Source organism: Pseudomonas sp. TSO6 (assembly GCF_056098905.1).
Window position 1 is genome coordinate 54,723 of the sequence record NZ_JBLZWV010000030.1, and the last position, 16,775, is coordinate 71,497.

Annotated in this window: 14 protein-coding genes and 1 pseudogene; 3 read left to right on the forward strand and 12 right to left on the reverse strand. The window is 62.5% G+C overall.

What is annotated here, in order from left to right:
- Nucleotides 1–4: 4 nt before the first annotated feature.
- From ACN6NG_RS11895 to ACN6NG_RS11940, 10 genes and pseudogenes are all read right to left on the reverse strand, one after another.
- Entirely contained in the window at nucleotides 5–1,816 is a 1,812-nt protein-coding gene (locus ACN6NG_RS11895; protein ID WP_474314083.1) for an ATP-binding protein, read from the reverse strand.
- A gap of 81 nt (nucleotides 1,817–1,897) precedes the next feature.
- Complete coding sequence (locus ACN6NG_RS11900) at nucleotides 1,898–2,461, reverse strand: NUDIX hydrolase (protein WP_049275823.1); 564 nt, start codon at nucleotides 2,459–2,461, stop codon at nucleotides 1,898–1,900.
- 2 nt (nucleotides 2,462–2,463) lie between these two features.
- A complete protein-coding gene (locus ACN6NG_RS11905) occupies nucleotides 2,464–3,216 on the reverse strand; it encodes a GntR family transcriptional regulator (protein WP_016499259.1) in 753 nt (250 codons plus the stop codon).
- An 88-nt stretch (nucleotides 3,217–3,304) separates the two neighbouring features.
- Nucleotides 3,305–3,694 (reverse strand): carboxymuconolactone decarboxylase family protein, encoded by a 390-nt coding sequence (locus ACN6NG_RS11910; RefSeq protein WP_016499260.1) that lies wholly within the window; start codon nucleotides 3,692–3,694, stop codon nucleotides 3,305–3,307.
- Between the two features lie 200 nt (nucleotides 3,695–3,894).
- Nucleotides 3,895–4,380 carry a flavin reductase family protein gene (locus ACN6NG_RS11915; protein WP_016487520.1) on the reverse strand — a complete coding sequence of 162 codons (486 nt, stop codon included), beginning with the start codon at nucleotides 4,378–4,380 and terminating at the stop codon, nucleotides 3,895–3,897.
- 12 nt (nucleotides 4,381–4,392) lie between these two features.
- Nucleotides 4,393–5,874 carry an aldehyde dehydrogenase gene (locus ACN6NG_RS11920; RefSeq protein ID WP_474314087.1) on the reverse strand — a complete coding sequence of 494 codons (1,482 nt, stop codon included), beginning with the start codon at nucleotides 5,872–5,874 and terminating at the stop codon, nucleotides 4,393–4,395.
- Nucleotides 5,871–6,704, reverse strand: coding sequence for an alpha/beta fold hydrolase (locus ACN6NG_RS11925; RefSeq protein WP_016499262.1), 834 nt, complete (start codon nucleotides 6,702–6,704; stop codon nucleotides 5,871–5,873). The genes ACN6NG_RS11920 and ACN6NG_RS11925 overlap by 4 nt, the downstream gene beginning before the upstream one ends.
- A 68-nt stretch (nucleotides 6,705–6,772) precedes the next feature.
- The gene (locus tag ACN6NG_RS11930; RefSeq protein ID WP_003256068.1) at nucleotides 6,773–7,369 is read right to left on the reverse strand and encodes an amino acid synthesis family protein; all 597 of its coding nucleotides are present in this window, start codon (nucleotides 7,367–7,369) and stop codon (nucleotides 6,773–6,775) included.
- Between the two features lie 149 nt (nucleotides 7,370–7,518).
- Nucleotides 7,519–8,550 (reverse strand): annotated as a pseudogene (locus ACN6NG_RS11935) (LLM class flavin-dependent oxidoreductase); the annotation flags it as partial.
- Between the two features lie 75 nt (nucleotides 8,551–8,625).
- The gene (locus tag ACN6NG_RS11940; protein WP_016499264.1) at nucleotides 8,626–9,111 is read right to left on the reverse strand and encodes a flavin reductase family protein; all 486 of its coding nucleotides are present in this window, start codon (nucleotides 9,109–9,111) and stop codon (nucleotides 8,626–8,628) included.
- A 317-nt stretch (nucleotides 9,112–9,428) separates the two neighbouring features.
- Between ACN6NG_RS11940 and ACN6NG_RS11945 the strand changes: the two genes are divergently transcribed.
- The gene (locus ACN6NG_RS11945; protein WP_016499265.1) at nucleotides 9,429–10,835 is read left to right on the forward strand and encodes a purine-cytosine permease family protein; all 1,407 of its coding nucleotides are present in this window, start codon (nucleotides 9,429–9,431) and stop codon (nucleotides 10,833–10,835) included.
- A gap of 303 nt (nucleotides 10,836–11,138) precedes the next feature.
- On the opposite strand, the gene ACN6NG_RS11950 is transcribed toward ACN6NG_RS11945, so the two are convergent.
- Together ACN6NG_RS11950 and ACN6NG_RS11955 are read right to left on the reverse strand one after the other, a co-directional pair.
- Nucleotides 11,139–12,764, reverse strand: a complete 1,626-nt coding sequence (locus ACN6NG_RS11950; RefSeq protein WP_063423656.1) for a methyl-accepting chemotaxis protein — start codon at nucleotides 12,762–12,764, stop codon at nucleotides 11,139–11,141.
- A gap of 228 nt (nucleotides 12,765–12,992) precedes the next feature.
- Nucleotides 12,993–14,192, reverse strand: a complete 1,200-nt coding sequence (locus tag ACN6NG_RS11955) for an NAD(P)/FAD-dependent oxidoreductase (protein ID WP_474314090.1) — start codon at nucleotides 14,190–14,192, stop codon at nucleotides 12,993–12,995.
- Between the two features lie 545 nt (nucleotides 14,193–14,737).
- On the opposite strand from ACN6NG_RS11955, the gene ACN6NG_RS11960 reads away from it, so the two are divergent.
- Together ACN6NG_RS11960 and ACN6NG_RS11965 are read left to right on the forward strand one after the other, a co-directional pair.
- Nucleotides 14,738–16,117 (forward strand): NAD(P)-binding domain-containing protein, encoded by a 1,380-nt coding sequence (locus ACN6NG_RS11960; RefSeq protein ID WP_474314092.1) that lies wholly within the window; start codon nucleotides 14,738–14,740, stop codon nucleotides 16,115–16,117.
- 105 nt (nucleotides 16,118–16,222) lie between these two features.
- Nucleotides 16,223–16,762 carry an RrF2 family transcriptional regulator gene (locus ACN6NG_RS11965; protein ID WP_474314095.1) on the forward strand — a complete coding sequence of 180 codons (540 nt, stop codon included), beginning with the start codon at nucleotides 16,223–16,225 and terminating at the stop codon, nucleotides 16,760–16,762.
- The last annotated feature ends 13 nt before the right edge of the window (nucleotides 16,763–16,775 follow it).

The window sequence follows — 16,775 nt, forward strand, 5'->3', positions numbered from 1 at the left end:
GGTATCAGTGGCTGCTGGCCGAGGCGTCTTCGGCCGAGGCCGCAGGCGGATCCTCCTGTGGCAGGTAAAGGGTGAAGGTGGTGCCCTGGCCGGGGATGCTTGCCACCTGTACATCGCCCCCGGACTGCTTGGCAAAACCGAACACCTGCGACAACCCGAGCCCGGTACCCTCACCCGGGGCTTTTGTGGTGAAAAACGGGTCGAAGATGCGCTCCAGCAGCTCGGCGGCAATACCCACACCGCTGTCGCTCACCGAAATCGCCGCGAACCGGGCTGGCGGCGAAGGCTGGCCGCGCAGTGCAGGCAGGCGCTGGTCAGCCTGCAGGCGCAGCTGCAAGGTGCCTTCGCCGGCCATGGCGTCGCGGCCGTTGAGCATCAGGTTGATCACCGCGGTTTCCAGCTGGCTGAGATCTGCGCGGATGTGGCACGGCGCCTGCGGTAGTTGCAGCTCGACCTGGATGCGCGCCCCGGTGGCGGTGTCGAGCATGTCGGCCATGGCCTCCAGCCGTGGCCCGGCTTCGAACAGTTCGGGGCTGAGGGCCTGGCGGCGGGCGAAGGCCAGTAGCTGCCCGGTCAGTTTGGCACCACGGTGGACTGTGTCAGATATGGTCTTGATGTAGCGCTCGCGGCGTTTTTCATCAAGGTTGGGGCGCTGCAGAAAGTGCAACGACGAGCGAATGATCGTCAGCAGGTTGTTGAAGTCGTGCGCCACGCCACCGGTCAGCTGGCCGATGGCTTCCAGCTTCTGGGCCTGGCGCAACACTGCCTCGGTGTGCACCAGCTGGGTGGTGCGCTCGTCGACGCGGTGTTCGAGGGTGGCATTCAGCGCCTCCAGTGCAGCCATGGCCTCACGCACTTCGGCATGGGCCTGAACCCGCTGGATATGCGCCCAGCAACGCTCGGTCACTTCGCTGATCAGCGCCTGTTCGTAGTGTGTCCATGTGCGCGGTGCGTTGTCATGGATCGCCATCAGAGCGATGAGGCGGCCGCCTTTGATCAGCGGCATGCAGATGGTGGCGGTAATGCCGATGGCCTGGAAGGTGGCGGCTTCGTCGGCGGCCAGTTCACTGAGGTTGTCGTTGATCACCAGCGGCAGGCCGCTGCGCAGGCGGCTGAGTGCCAGGTGGCCAAAGTCGTGCAGTTGGTACTGGCCCACCAGCCTCGGCGAGCCGGGGGCCACCGCGTCGCCACAGATGGTAAAACCGTCCTCGTCAGCGTCCATCACCGCATACGCGCAACTGGAAAGGCTCAGGTGCTCGACCATCATGCGCGTGGTGGTGTCCAGGATCTGGTCCGCGGCGGTGGCGTCGGCTATGGCACGGCCGAGTGCGTCGAGAAAGTTGAGGTGCCTGTTGGCGAGCACGCTGGTGGTGGTTTCGGTGACCGTGTCGAGCATTCCCAGCACCTCGCCATCAAGGCCGCGAATCGGGCTGTAGCAGAAGGTGAAATAGGCCCGCTCCGGGCCGCCGTTGCGGTCGATGATCAGCGGAAAGTCTTCGATGTACACCGCTTCGCCCGCCAGGGCACGGTCAGCCATGCTGCCAATGTCGGCCCAGGCTTCCTGCCACACGTCGCGGAAGGGGATGCCAAGGGCCAGGGGCTTGCGCCCGAGAATCTGGGTGAAGGCATCGTTGTGGAGGGTGAGCAAGTCCGGGCCCCAGAGTACGGCCTGCGGAAAGCGCGAGGCCAGGCACAGGGCCATGGTGGTCTTCAGCGCATCGGGCCAATGTTCCAGTGGGCCCAGGGGGGTGTTGGCCCAGTCGTGGTTGCGGATGCGTTCGGCCATCAGCCCGCCGCCGTCTAGCCATTTCGCCATGTGCTCTGTCGGTCCTTTATTTCAAGGTCTTTAGGGTGCACCGAGAATAGACGGTTGGCGAGTATTTTGTGGTGGTCTGTGCTAGCGAATGAAGTGCACCTTGCCGGTGTCATCATTGCCCATGTAAATGCCATACACCCCAGCCTGCCGCTCAAGGATGTAGCGCTCGAGAATCTGCCGGATTGCCGGGTAGTAGATCTCGTCCCACGGAATCTCGTCGGGTTCGAAGAACTTGTACGCCAGGGTCTCCGGCCCGTACTGCCCGGTTTCTTCGGTGACGCTGGCGCGGAAGATGATGTACACCTCGCTGATTTTCGGCACGCTGAAGATGGAGTAGGGCGAGACGATGTCGGCACGCACGCCGCTTTCTTCCCAGACTTCGCGCAGTGCCGCCTGCTCGGTGGTTTCGCCAGCCTCCATGAACCCGGCCGGCAAGGTCCAGGTGCCGGGGCGTGGCGGGATGGCTCGCTGGCACAACAGGTACTTGCCATCGCGCTCGATGATGCAGCCGGCGATGATCTTAGGGTTGATGTAATGGATGTAGCCGCAGCCGGTGCAGTGCAGGCGTTCGTGGGTGTCGCCTGTGGGAACGCCCCGGGCCAGTTCCGTGGTGCAGTGCGGGCAATAGCGCGGGGCGGTAGGCATGATCAGCGACCTATGCGGGGTTCCTTCAGGGCCAGGGGCTCGACGATGTCGCGCACCTTGGGGTTGTCATCCTGCTTCTGGCGCAGGTAGTCCAGGGCCACCTTGGCGGCAGCGCGGACGTGGTCGACCGAAGCCTGATGGGCCACCAGCGGGTCGCCACCCTTGATCGCTTCGACGATCTTTTCCATTTCGCGGTTGCTGGCGCCACGACGGTTTTCCTGCGAGACCGAGGTGGCGCGCAGGTAGCTGATACGCGCCTGCAACTGGCGCAGCTGCTGAGCGGCCACCTGGTTGCCGGAGCCTTCCAGCAGCACATCGTAGAAACCTTGTACCGAATCCAGCACCTGTTGCAGCTCGCCTTCTTCCAGCGCTTCGCGGTTCACTTCCAGCGCACGTTCCAGGGCACGAATGTCCTTGGCCTTGGCGTTGAGGGTGAACAGCTGCACGATCAGGCCTTCGAGCACGCAACGCAGCTCGTAGATGTCGCGGGCGTCTTCCAAGGTGATGATGGCCACGCGCGGGCCTTTGGCGTCGGCAAACTCTACCAGGCCTTCAGACTCCAGATGACGCAGGGCTTCGCGCACCGAGGTGCGGCTGACGCCAAGGCGGTCACAGAGGTCGCGCTCGACCAGGCGGTCGCCCGGGAGCAGGTGGAAGTTCATGATCGCCGCGCGCAGCTTGTCTAGCACGATTTCGCGCAGGGTAACGGGGTTGCGGTTGACCTTGAAGCTGTCGTCGAGTGGCTGGCGTTTCATCAGGTGCGCTCTTTAAGAGGCTGTTGCGCCAACATCGCGGAACGCCCCGAACCGAGGCTTTCCATGCAGTGGTTCGAACAGCCCGTTGTTATCGGGTTGACTCCGCATCGGCTTCGGCAAACGCTTCACGGGCCAGGCGGAAACTGTCCACCGCCGCGGGTACGCCGCAATAAATACCGACCTGGAGCAGAATTTCGCGAATCTGTTCACGGCTCAGGCCATTGCGCAATGCGCCGCGAATGTGCAGCTTGAGCTCGTGGGGCCTGTTGAGCGCGGAAATCATGGCCAAGTTTATCATGCTGCGCTCTTTGAGCGACAAGCCTTCGCGGCCCCAGACGTGGCCCCAGCAGTATTCGGTGACCAGCTCCTGCAACGGCTTGGTGAACTCGTCGGCGTTCTGGATCGAGCGGTTGACGTAGTCCTCGCCCAGCACCTGGGTGCGGATCTGCAGGCCTTTCTCGTACTTTTCGTTGCTCATTGACCAGCTCCGAATCAAAACAGGGGCCGCAACCAAGGGTGAGAGGGTCGCGCGGCCCCTAAAAAGGGGTATTGGGGCCGCTTTGCGGCCCAATCGCCGGCAAGCCGGCTCCCACAGGTACAGCACAGGTATTCAGATCAGTACAGCGCCTGTGGCAGCCGGCTTGCCGGCGATTGAGCTGCGCAGCGGCCCCGAGGCCTTCAGCCCAGCGGGGGCAGGGCGCCCAGCTTGCCTTTGTGGTAAACCATCGGCGTCACCGGCTCGGCCGGCAGCACCAGGTTCTTCACCGCGCCGACGATGATCGCGTGGTCTCCGCCGTCATACTCGCGCCACAGTTCGCACTCGATGATCGCCGTCGCCTTGGCCAGCAGCGGGTTGCCCAGCTCGCTCAAGTGCCACTCGACGCCCTTGGCCTTGTCCTTGCCCTTGCCGGCGAAGGCATAGGCCTCGGCGGTCTGTTCGGCGGACAGCAGGTGAATCGCGAACTGCTTGCTGTCACGCAGGATCGGATAGGTGTCTGAGGCGTAGTTGGGGCAGAACAGTACCAGCGCCGGGTCGATCGACAGCGCGCTGAAGGCGCTGGCGGTGATGCCGACAATGGCGCCGTCGGCGTCCAGGGTGGTGACTACCGTGACGCCGGACGGGAAAGAGCCCATCACGTCTTTGTAGATGCCGGGTTCGATCATCTCGTGTTCCTCCTAGCGCATCACGAACGGGTCGGGCATCGGCGCGGTGGACAGGTTGATCCACACGGTCTTCAGCTCGGTATAGGCCAGCACCGAATCGATGCCGCTCTCACGGCCGTAGCCGCTGTTCTTGAAACCACCGATCGGCGCCATGGCCGACACGGCGCGGTAAGTGTTGACCCAGATGATCCCCGAGCGCACGTCGCGGGCCAGGCGATGGGCACGGCCCAGGTCGCGGGTCCAGATGCCGGCTGCCAGGCCGAACTGCGAGTCGTTGGCGATGGCCAGGGCTTCCTCTTCGGTCTTGAAGCGGATGACCGCAGCGACCGGGCCGAACACTTCTTCCTGCATGATGGTCATCGAGTTGCTGTCGCACTCGAACAGGGTCGGCTCGTAGAACCAGCCGTCACCCTCGACCTCGGCACGCTTGCCGCCCATGTGCAATTTGGCGCCTTCGGCCTTGGCCGCAGCCACCAGGCCTTCGACCACGGCCAGCTGCTGTGCGGTGGCCATGGGGCCCATTTCGCTGGCGTCGTCTTGCGGGTTGCCGATGCGGATGCGCTTGGCGCGGGTAACCAGGCGCTCTACGAATTCGTCGAAGATCTCGTCCTGCACCAGCAGGCGCGAACCGGCCACGCAGCTTTGCCCGGAGGCGGCATAGATGCCGGCCACGGCACCGTTGATGGCGCTGTCCAGGTCGGCGTCGGCGAAGATGATGTTCGGCGACTTGCCGCCCAGCTCCAGCGACAGCTTGGCGAAGTTCTCGGCACTGCTGCGTACCACGTGGCGGGCGGTGGCAGCGCCGCCGGTGAAGGCAATTTTGCGCACCAGTGGGTGGCGGGTCAGCGCCGCGCCGGTGGTTGGGCCGTAGCCGGTGACCACGTTGACCACACCGGCCGGGAAGCCGGCTTCGAGGGCCAGGCGGGCCAGCTCGAGGATGGTCGCCGAGGCGTGCTCGGAAGGTTTGAGCACGATGGTGTTGCCGGCGGCCAGGGCTGGGGCCAGCTTGATCGCGGTGAGGTACAGCGGGCTGTTCCACGGGATGATCCCGGCGACCACGCCGATTGGCTCGTGCACGGTGTAGGCGAACAGGTCGGGCTTGTCCAGCGGCAGGGTGCCACCTTCAAGCTTGTCGGCCAGGCCTGCGGTGTAGTGGAAGAACTCTGGCAGATAGCCGACCTGGCCGCGGGTTTCGCGGATCAGCTTGCCGTTGTCACGGCTTTCCAGCTGGGCCAGGTGTTCCTTGTTCTCGGTAATCAGGTCACCCAGGCGACGCAGCAGCTTGCCACGCGCGGTGGCGGTTATGCTGCGCCATTCCTTGCTTTCGAAGGCACGCTGGGCGGCCTGCACGGCCAGCTCGACGTCGGTTTCGTCAGCGTCGGGAAGCTGTGCCCAGGCCTCGGCGGTGGCCGGGTTTAGGCTGTCGAAGGTCTTGCCGCTCTGGGCATCGCGCCATTGGCCGTCGATGCACATCTGGAAACGAACGAGGGTCATGCAACAATCCCCTTGGCGGATTCGGTGAGGGTGCGGGCTTGCGCGAGGAAGTCCAGCAGCATCTTGTTGACTTCACGGGGTGCTTCTACCGGCATCATATGCCGTTGCTCGGCGAGGACCACACTGTGCGCACCCGGGATGCTGGCGGCGAGCTGGCGGGTCATGGCCGGGGTGGAGCCCGAGTCGAGTTCGCCCGTGGCGATCAGCGTCGGCACCTGGATGCTGCCCAGGTCGCCGGCGCGGTACATGTCCTGGGTGGCAAACAGCGAATACGTGGTGTGGTAGCCCTGCGGGTCGTTGCTCGCCAGTACCTGGCGAATGGCGGCGACCTGCGCCGGGTTGGCAGCCTTGTACTCACGGCTGAACCAGCGGTCGAGGGCAGCATCGACGTTGGCGTCGGGGCCCAGCTCTGCCGCCTGGGCAGCGCGGGCGATCACGCCGGCACTCTGTTCGGGGGTGCGGTTGAACACGCTGTTGAGCACGACCAGTGCAGCCAGGCGCTGCGGGTAGTTAAGGGCAAAGGCACGAGCAACCAGCCCGCCCATGGAGAAGCCGATCACGGTCGCTTGTTGAATTTGCAGGTGCTCGAGCAGTTCGGCGAGCTGGTCGGCGTAGCCTTCCAGCGGCGTGTCGGCAGCCGGCACGCGGCTTTGACCATGGCCGAGCATGTCGTAGGCGATGACGCGGTAGTCGTTGGCCAGGCCAACGATCTGACCGCCCCACATTTCCTTGTTCAGGCCCACGCCGTGGATCAGTACCACGGGTTGGCCCTGGCCTACGGACAGGTAGCTGGTGCCGGCAGGTGTACGTTCAGCGACAGGCTGAATCATGGAGGGCGCTCCTTGAAGGTCGGGCACGGCGGGAAAGCACGCCACGCCCCGGCCCGTCTTGGTTGTTGTTATTGAGCGTTGGCTTTTTCGGCAGCCAGTTCTTCCAGGTCGATGTAGCGGTTGCCGATGCGCGGGTGCAGGCGGCCACCGTCGGCAGCGCCCAGCACCACGACGATTTCATCGGCGCGCGGGGCGTCTTCGATCTGCATTTCCAGGGTGATGTAGTGCGAACGCAGGCCTTCGTCGTCCTTCTGCATCATCGGGATCTGGATCGAGGTACCGGGGCCGCCGCGCTTGTTGGTGAAGCTCAGGTAGCTCTTGGCCTGGACCGCTTCGCGGTAGTGGTTGCCGAAGCGCAGGGTGTGGATCACGGCCGACGCATGCTCGATCTCGCCGTCGGCGCCGACCACGGCAGCTTTGCCGTAGGCTTCGATCTTGTCGGCACCACCGATAGCGGCGGTCAGGCGCTCGACCATCAGTGCACCCAGCTCCGAGCAGTTGGCGCGGATTTCCGGCTTCAGATCTTCAACAAAACCGCGACCGGCCCATGGGTTCTTGATCACCACGGCCAGGCCGACCATGGTCACCGGCTTGTCGGTGGCCTTGCCGCCTTCGATGCGGGTCTCTTCGGAGTAGGTGACGATCTTGCGGATTTCGAAACTCATGGGTGGCTCCTGGTGAGGGTTATCAGCTCTTGTTGTCTGATGGTATACCATAATATTTGTTGTGCAAGAGGTGTCTGGAAATTTCTCTTGATGGGGGGACGAAAGGTGGCCTGATGCCTTGATTTCGCTGCTGTCTGTACTGGCCCTATCGCCGGCACCACTTCCTTGATGAACAGCTCCAGCGACTTCTTCTTCTCGGCGTGGGGCAGGCTGTTGTCGCACCAGAAGCTGAACTCGTCGACGCCGAGTTCCTGGTAGTACTTGATGCGCGCGATGATTTCTTCCGGGGTGCCGATCATTGTGTTCTTGCGGATGTTCTCCAGCTGGAACGCCGGCACCTCGGCAAACTTCGATTCCGGGCTCGGCTCCAGAAAGCCGTTGACCGGAACAGTCTTGTTGCCGAACCAGGCATCAAAGGTGCGATAGAAGCGCGAGATGGCCTGCGCGCCGACTTTCCAGCCATCCGGCTCGGCCGGGCTGTGCACGTGGGTGTGGCGCAGCACCATCAGTTGTGGGCGCGGCACGTCCGGGTTGTTGTCCAGGGCGGCCTGGAATTTGTTCTTCAGGTCCAACACTTCTTCGTCACCCTTCATCAGCGGGGTGACCATGACATTGCAGCCGTTGGCCACGGCGAAGTTGTGCGAATCGGGGTCGCGGGCAGCGATCCACATCGGCGGCGTCGCGTTGAACGGCTTCGGCACGCTGGTGGAGGTGGGGAACTTGTAGACTTCGCCGTCATGGGCGTAGTCACCTTCCCACAACTTGCGTACCACCGGCACCATCTCGCGCAGCGCCTTGCCGCCGTCGGTGGCCGGCATGCCATTGGCCATGCGGTCGAACTCGAACTGGTAGGCGCCACGGGCCAGGCCCACTTCCATGCGGCCGTTGCTGATCACGTCGAGCAGGGCGCATTCGCCGGCGACGCGGATCGGGTTCCAGAACGGCGCAATGATAGTGCCGGCACCCAGGCGAATTTTTTCTGTGCGCGCGGCCAGGTAGGCCAGCAGCGGCATCGGGCTTGGCGAAATGGTGTACTCCATGGCGTGGTGTTCGCCAATCCACACGGTGCTGAAACCGCCGTCTTCGGCCATCAGGGTCAGTTCGGTCAGGTCTTCGAACAACTGGCGGTGGCTGACCTGTTCATCCCAACGTTCCATGTGTACGAACAACGAAAATTTCATGGGGCTTTCCTCAACGCTTGAAAGGGGCTGGCGCCTGGCAGGGTGGGCGCCAGTGGTCACGATTCAGAATAGGCTTCAGGCAAAGGCGGGCAGGCTGGCCATTTTGCCGCGGCAGTACACCATCGGCCGTGGCGCTTCTTCGGGCACGATCAGGTTATGCACCTTGCCGACCATGATGGCGTGGTCGCCACCTTCATATTCACGCCACAGTTCGCATTCGATGACAGCGGTGGCACCGGCCAGGATCGGGTTGCCCAGTTGGCTCATGGACCACTCGATGCCGCTGGCCTTGTCCTTGCCCTTCTTGGCAAACGCATAGGCTTCGGCTTGCTGTTCACCGGACAGCAGGTGAATGGCAAAGCGCTTCTGCTTGATCAGCACCGGGTAGGAGTCGGAGGTGTAGTTGGGGCAGAACAGCACCAGCGGCGGGTCCATCGACAGGGAGGAGAAGGCGCTGGCGGTCAGGCCGACAACCGAGCCGTCGTCGTCCAGGGTGGTGATGACGGTAACGCCGGACGGGAAGGAGCCCAGGACGTTCTTGTAGACGGTTGCGTCGATCATCGGGAGTACCTCTAAAAGGCTGCGGTGGTCCGCGGTTTTTATCGTTGATGTGTCTGATGGTATACCGTAATACCTATTTTGCAAGCGGAATTTTCAAGCAAAGGTATTGCGCGATGAACGGCTCTAAGCCACGTGGGCCTTGGCTTAGAGCGGTGAGGCGGTTTGTCGCAGGGGTTTCCAAAGCAGATCAGTGGACGCTTTTTCGTGCGGATCAGTGTTGTCAAAAGTTTGGAATACCATAATATGGTCCGCAGCTGAGAGGCCGCCTAGATGCGGTTTCCTTACAACGATAAAAACGACCTTTCGAGCTGAATCCTATGTCCCAACCGTCATCGCAACACCAGTTTGTCGAGAATCACACGGTCGATTACGTTCCACCTGCCGAGCGCCACGGGAAGGCGCGCGACCTGTTCACCCTCTGGTTCAGTACCAACATTGCGCCATTGCCTATCGTTACCGGCGCCATGGTGGTCCAGGTGTTCCACCTGAACCTGTTGTGGGGGCTGATCGCCATTGTGCTGGGCCATCTGGTCGGGGGCGTGGTCATCGCCCTGGCCTCTGCGCAGGGACCGCAGCTGGGCATTCCACAGATGGTGCAAAGCCGTGGCCAGTTCGGCCGCTACGGCGCCTTGCTGATCGTGTTCTTCACCGCACTGATCTATGTGGGCTTCTTTATTTCCAACATCGTCCTTGCGGGCAAGACCATTCACGGCATTGCCCCGAGCATGCCGATGCCGGGCGCGATCGTGATCGGTGCCCTGAGCGCCACGGCCATTGGCGTGATCGGCTACCGCTTCATCCATGTCCTGAACCGCATCGGTACCTGGGTGATGGGCTCTGCGCTGCTGGCGGGGTTCATCATGATGTTCGCCCAGGAGCTGCCAGCCGACTTCTTCAGCCGTGGTGCATTCAATCTGTCGGGCTTTATCGCCACCGTGTCGCTGGGCACCATCTGGCAGATCAGCTTCTCGCCGTACACGTCCGACTATTCGCGTTACCTGCCGCGTGAAGTGGGCATTGCCAGGCCGTTCTGGGCCACTTACTTCGGCGCGACCCTGGGCACCATCCTGTGCTTCAGCTTTGGTGCCGTGGCGGTGCTGTGCGTGCCGGAAGGTACCGACGCCATGGACGCGGTGAAGCAGGCCACCGGCTGGCTGGGCCCGATTCTGATGGTGCTGTTCCTGCTCAACATCATCAGCCACAACGCCCTCAACCTGTATGGCGCGGTGCTGTCGATCGTCACCGCGATCCAGACCTTCATCGCCGAATGGACGCCGAGCATCAAGGTGCGGGTGATGCTGGCCACGGTGATTCTGGTGGGCTGCGGGATGGTTGCACTGAACGCCTCGGCGGACTTCATCGGCCACTTCATCGGCCTGATCCTGGCGCTGCTGCTGGTACTCGTGCCGTGGGCTTCGATCAACCTGATCGACTTCTACCTGATCAAAAAGGGCCAGTACGACATCGCTTCGATCTTCAGTGCTGACGGCGGCATCTATGGCCGCTTCAACCACCACGCGATCATTGCTTATGCTTGCGGCATCGTGGTGCAGCTGCCGTTTGCCAATACGGCGCTGTATGTGGGGCCGTATTCGAACATTGTCGAAGGGGCGGACTTGTCCTGGCTGTTCGGGCTGCTGGTGACGGTGCCCTTGTATTACTGCCTGGCGACCCGCGGCAAGGCTGCCGAGCAGGCGGGGCGGGTTGTAAGTGTCAACGACTGATAGATTGAGGTTGCTGTAACAGGGGCTGCTCTGCAGCCCATCGCCGGCAAGCCAGCTCCCACAGTGATGGCGTACCCTTCAAGGGCAACATAGAACCTGTGGGAGCTGGCATGCCGAGCAGGCGGGGCGGGTTGTGAGTGTCAACGACTGATAGATTGAGGTTGCTGTAACAGGGGCTGCTCTGCAGCCCATCGCCGGCAAGCCAGCTCCCACAGGTTCTATGTTGCCCTTGAAGGGTACGCTGTCACTGTGGGAGCTGGCTTGCCGGCGAATGGGCCGCACCGCGGCCCCGGCTATATCCGATCAAACCTTGAACTGCGCCACCATGCCGTTCAAATCCACCGCCAACCGCGACAGGTCCTGCGCCGCCGCACTGGTCTGGTTGGCCCCCGCCGATGTCTGCATCGCCAAGTCGCGAATGTTCACCAAATTGCGGTCCACTTCGCGCGCCACCTGCGCCTGTTCCTCCGAAGCACTGGCAATCACCAGGTTGCGCTGGTTGATCGAGGCAATCGCCTCGGCAATCACTTCCAACGCCTGTCCGGCACCTTGCGCCACCTCCAACGTCCCGGCGGCACGCCCTTGGCTGCTGTGCATCGCGGTCACGGCCCGCTCGGTACCGTTCTGGATGCCGGCAATCATCTGCTCGATTTCCGCTGTCGACTGCTGGGTGCGGTGGGCGAGGGCGCGGACTTCGTCGGCGACCACGGCAAAGCCACGGCCCGCCTCGCCGGCGCGCGCGGCCTCGATGGCGGCGTTCAGTGCCAGCAGGTTGGTCTGCCCGGCAATCGCGCCGATCACATCCAGCACACGGCTGATCTCATTGGCATTGTTGGCAAGCTGTTCGATCTCGGCCGAGGTGCCGGTCACATCGGCCACCAGGTGTTGGATGGACGCCAGTGCCTGGTTGACCCGGTCGCGGCCGTCGCGGGTGGTCTGGTCGGCGCCTTTCGAGGCATCGGCGGTGCTGACCGCATTGTTCGCCACTTCCTCGACCGCTGCGGTCATCTGGTTGACAGCCGTGGCGGCCTGGTCAATTTCGGCACTCTGCTGGTGCAGGCCGCGGCTGGTGTCTTCGGTGACGGTGTGCAGCTCTTCCGAGGCTGAGGCCAACTGGTCGGACGAGGCGGCGATCTTGCGGATGGTGTCGCGCAGGCTGCCTTGCATGCGGCTCAGGGCACGCAGCAGCAAGGCGGGCTCGTCGCGGCCGGTAACGCGTATTTCCTGGGTAAGGTCACCGGTGGCCACACGCTCGGCGACGGCCACCGCATCGGCCAGGGGCACCACGATGCTGCGAGTCAGCACGGTAGCCATCGCGGCCAAGGCAAGCATGATCACAAGCAACGAGAAGATAATGGCGGTGAACGCTTCGTCTGCTACGTCGCTGCTGCGCTGCGAGGCATCCTCGGCACCCTTGCTGTTGTAGTCGATCAGCGCCGTCAAGGCCTTCATCATGCTGTCGGCACGCTGGGTGAGCGGGCCGCTGATCTGCTGCTTCGCTTCATCCATACGGCCCGCGGCAATGTCCTGCAGCACTTCTACTTGCAGTTCGAGGTACTGCTGATACGCGTCATTGAAGGTGTTGAACAGGGCGCGGTCGTCGGCGGCGATGATGGTGTCGGCGTAGTCTTTCAAACCGTCCTTGAGCTCGGCATTGATGCCATCGAGCATCTGCAGGTTGCGAGAACGTTCGGCGGGGTTGTCGTCCAGCGCGGCGCGCAGGGTAACGGCGCGGGCGCGCCCCAGGTTGCTGCTGATGTCACCCAGTGCTACCACGGCTGGCATCCAGGTGACCCGGATTTCGTCGGTGGCCTTGTCCATCTGGCGGGTTTCGTAGAGTGCGATAAGGCCCATGACCAGGACCAGGATGCCCAACAGGGCGAATACGCCGGCAGCGCGAATGCCGATCTTCAAATTCCTTAACTGCATGGAATGCTCCTTGACGGTGGCGTGCAGGCGTCAGGAGCTGGCTGCAAAGCCCGGACACCGAGGTGGCGCCAGGCTCTTGATGCACTGCGGGTTAGTAGATTTTTCTCACCCTCTTGCATGGTTTTTCTTTGAATGATGCCATATTGCCATCATTATTGAACAGTCATTCAATGTAACGAAATAATTGACAAAACCGCCATTTTTGACGGTTTTGTCAGGTTTTCCACATCAAGCGATCGGAATCATCGGGTCGGCAGCAGCCAGCGCCAAGCTCCGGTCGGCTGCCGGCGGGTAGATCCACACCGAGTTGATCTGACGCTTCAGTTCCTTGCCTTCCTGGCCCTGCAGTTTCAATTTTCGCTCCCAACCTTCGCTGTACGCCGCGCCCCACTCACCCAGGTCGAGGCAGGTGACGTACTTGGGCTGGCGGTACACCACAGGTGCCACCCCAAGCAGGTCGGCCATGGCGTTGTTGCCACTGTGGCGACCCATCGGGATGGCGTGCTGGCATGTCATCAGGGCGTGGTTGCCAACGTCGTCGACAGCAGCCCAGGCGGTATCGCCGGTCGCATAGATGTGGTCCTGGCCAATTACCTTGAGGTGCCCATCCACCTTGAGCCGGCCGAAGTTGTCACGCTCGCCGGCAACCTGCGCAGTCAGCGGGCTGGCCTTGACGCCGACGGTCCAGATCACGGTATTGCTGGCGATGTATTCGCCGTTGTCCAGGGTTACGCCACCGGCATCGACAGCCACCACCGAGGTGCCAGTCAACCACTGCACGCCAGCAACCTGCGAGGCGGCAACAATCGACGGCTTGATGCCTGCACCCAATGCCGCGCCGATGCTGGCGCCACGGTCTACCAGCAGGACCTGCACATCGGCGTCTGCGAGGATGGCGCGCAGCCGGGCGGGCATTTCGGTGGCCGTTTCGATGCCGGTGAAACCACCGCCGCAGACCACCACGGTATTGCGGGCAGGTGAAGCGGGCAGGGCGGCCAGGCCCGTCAGATGCTGCTCGAGGCGTACGGCTGACTCCATCTTGTCGACATCGAAGGTGTGCTCGGCCAGGCCCGGGACTGCCGGGCGCGCTACCTGACTGCCAGCGGCAAGGATGAGGCGGTCGTAGCTGATCTGCTGGCGCTGGCCTTGGCTGTCGATGTAGCTGACGGTGCGCGCATCGGCATCGATGGCTTCGGCGTTACCGGTGATGAAATGCACGCCCACTGCATTGAACAGCTCACCTACGGGGGCCTTCAACGTGTGTGCGTTGGCCTCGTAGAAGCGCGGGCGAATGTGCAGTTCCGCTTGCGGCGCGAGCACGCTGATGCTCAGGTCGTCGCGCTGGGCCTGGTCGAGTAGCCGGGCGGCGCTCAGGGCGCTCCACACACCGGCAAAGCCGGCACCGATGATCAGGATGTTGGATTTCATGCAGGTGCTCCGCAAAGGTCGGGGATGAAAACGGGGGCTTCGATCACACGATAGGTGCCGCTCGAATAACTACGACTCTATTAGTCGTAGTTTGTCTCTGCAAGTTTTTTTTCATCATCGCGATGAGGCGAGCCCGAGGACGGGCGTACGCAAAGGCCGTATTTCGTGCTGTCGTGACTGCCGCGGCCAGGGCCGCAAACCTTGCTATCCCCACCCCCATCCGTTATAGATAAAAAAGAAACCATAAAGAAAAGAGGCCATTTCAGCCCCCCATGCACGAGATCACACGTATCTTCCGCCCCTCAGGCCCCCATTTCGCGCCCTGCGCAGATGGATACGGGCCCGCCCCCATGACCCTCTCTCCGCTTTCGAGCCTGTACCACGTGTTGTCGATCCCACCGGTCAAGCTCCTGCTGACCCAGATGCGCAAACGCCCCGTCCCTCCACCTGCACCGTAGCGCCTGAATTCCACCACCCCGGCCTTTTGCCGTATGGGGTTGGGGAGCCTTTGCATTTTTTCAGCGTTCAACTGTTCAGGAATCACTATGACTCTTCGTGTCGCTATCATCGGTGCCGGCCCGTCCGGCCTTGCGCAACTGCGTGCCTTCCAATCCGCCCATGCCCAGGGCGCACCCATGCCCGAAATCGTATGCTTCGAAAAGCAGGCCGACTGGGGCGGTATGTGGAACTACACCTGGCGCACCGGCCTCGACCAGCATGGCGAGCCGGTGCACGGCAGCATGTACCGCTACCTGTGGTCCAACGGCCCCAAGGAATGCCTGGAGTTCGCCGACTACAGCTTCGATGAGCACTTTGGCAGGCCGATTTCCTCGTACCCGCCGCGCGAGGTGCTGTGGGACTACATCCAGGGCCGCGTGAAGAAGGCCGGAGTGCGCGACTACATCCGCTTCAATACTGCGGTCAAAAACGTCAGCTTCGATGAAAACACCCGCGAGTTCACCGTCAGTGCCCACGACTACAGCGCGGGGCTTGGCATCGAGCAGGTGTTTGATTACGTGGTAGTGGCCAGTGGGCACTTCTCTACCCCGCACGTGCCGGAGTTTGAAGGGTTCGAGCGTTTCACCGGCCGTATCCTGCATGCCCACGACTTCCGCGAAGCGATGGAATTCAACGGCCAGGACCTGCTCATTGTCGGCAGCAGCTACTCGGCCGAAGACATCGGCTCGCAGTGCTACAAGTACGGCGCACGCTCGATCACCACGGCTTACCGTACCCAACCGATGGGCTACAAATGGCCCAAGGGCTGGGAAGAGCGCCCGCAACTGGTGCGCGTTGAACACGACCTGGCGTTTTTCGCCGATGGCTCGAACAAGCGCGTGGATGCGATCATCCTGTGCACGGGCTACCAGCATCACTTCCCGTTCCTGCCCGATGAACTCACCCTCAAGACCAACAACCGCCTATGGCCTGCCGGCCTGTACCAAGGCGTGGTGTGGGAGCAGAACCCGCAGTTGCTCTACCTGGGCATGCAGGACCTCTGGTACAGCTTCAACCTGTTCGATGCACAGGCCTGGTTTGCTCGCGACTACATGCTGGGGCGCATCAAGCTGCCGACCAAGGCGGGCATGCAGGCCGACAGCGCGCGCTGGCGCGAGGATGAGGAGCAGCTGGCAACCACTGCTTCGATGTATGAATTCCAGGGCCGATACATCAAGCACCTGATCGAGCAGACGGATTACCCGCGCTTCGACATCGATGCGGTCAACCGCATCTTCCTGCAATGGAAGACCGACAAGAAGCACGACATCATGGGCTACCGCGACAAATCGTACCGCTCGGTGATCACCGGCACCCAAGCGGTACCACACCATACCCGCTGGATGCAGGCGATGGACGACTCGCTGCAGGAGTACCTGCGCGAAACGGATGGCAAGCAAGGCGAGGTGAAGGTGCTGCGTGGGTAGCTGCCGGACCGGCCAGCACGATCAGGATGCGTGCAAGCGGGGAAGTGTTTTGCCGTACCGACGCTCCCCGCGTATCATTTGCGACATGGTTGGTCGGAGATTGATATGTCGCTTTACAGTGCTGGCGTCGAATACGGCATCCATTGCCTGCTGTTTCTGATAGGCGAGGGCGGTGAGAGCCGTGATTCCAGCGTGCGCGACCTGGCCGAGTTGCAGGGCGTGCCGCAGGAATACCTGGCCAAGGTTTTCACCAAGCTGGCACGTGCCGGGTTGGTGGTCGCCACCGAAGGCGTGCGCGGTGGTTTCCGCCTGGCGCGACCGGCGGCTGAAATCAACGTGCTGGATATCGTCAACGCCATCGACGGGCCGAAGAAGATTTTCGATTGCCGCGAGATTCGCGAACGCTGCACGCTGTTCGACGGCTCGCCGCCCGCTTGGGCGACGGAAGGCATCTGTGCGATTCATGCCGTGATGCTGGGGGCGCAGAAGCGCATGGAAGAGGCGTTGGCGCAGCAGACCATCCTCGATCTGGCGCGGCGTTTCGGGCGCAAGGCCCCGGCCGAGTTCGGCCAACAGGTGAATAGCTGGATGGGTGAGCGGCGCGAGGGTAAAGGTGGCGGGGATATACCGGTCAGCCAGGTCTGAATGTGTTACCTGC